Here is a 489-nt window from a genome sequence, read left to right as displayed (position 1 = left end):
GTACTGCCTTGTGTCGACGGTGGCGCCGGCCTTGACCTCGCTGGCGTAGGAGAAGCGGCCCGCGCCGTCGTAGCTGGACGTGCGCTTGCGGCCGGTGACGTTGTCCGTCTGGGTGCGGATCTTGTCGCCGTCGGTGGCGTTGTTGGTGCCGTAGCCGTAGGTGTAGTCCAGGTTGACCAGGGTGCCCTGGGCGGAGGTGGTCTTGATGTTCTTGGGGCGGCCGGCGTTGTCGATGCCGACCTTCTGCACCGTGCCGCCGGGGTAGGTGGTCGTGGTGCGCGCGTCGTTGTTGTCGTACTGGTACGTCGTGACCGCGCCGCGCGGGTCCTTCAGCTCGGTGAGCTTGTTGACCTCGTTCCAGGTGTAGTCGGTCTTCCCGGCGGGGTCCTGGTAGTAGTCGACGTTGCCGGCCGGGGTGTAGGCGAGCAGGGTCTGGGAGCCGTCCTGGAGGTGGCGGACCGTCTCGCGCTGGAGCGGGTCGAACTCGTA

The 489-nt window shown here is 67.3% G+C and carries 1 protein-coding gene; it reads right to left on the bottom strand.

Features of this window, described 5'->3' with window-relative positions:
• Positions 1-489, bottom strand: a 489-nt coding sequence (locus tag E4U92_RS35620; protein WP_168725290.1) for an RHS repeat domain-containing protein, incomplete at both ends; no start/stop codon positions are given.

Source organism: Streptomyces galbus (genome assembly GCF_005280195.1).
GTDB classification, from domain to species: Bacteria; Actinomycetota; Actinomycetes; order Streptomycetales; family Streptomycetaceae; genus Streptomyces; species Streptomyces galbus.
This window is presented reverse-complemented; position numbering and strand designations above follow the sequence as displayed.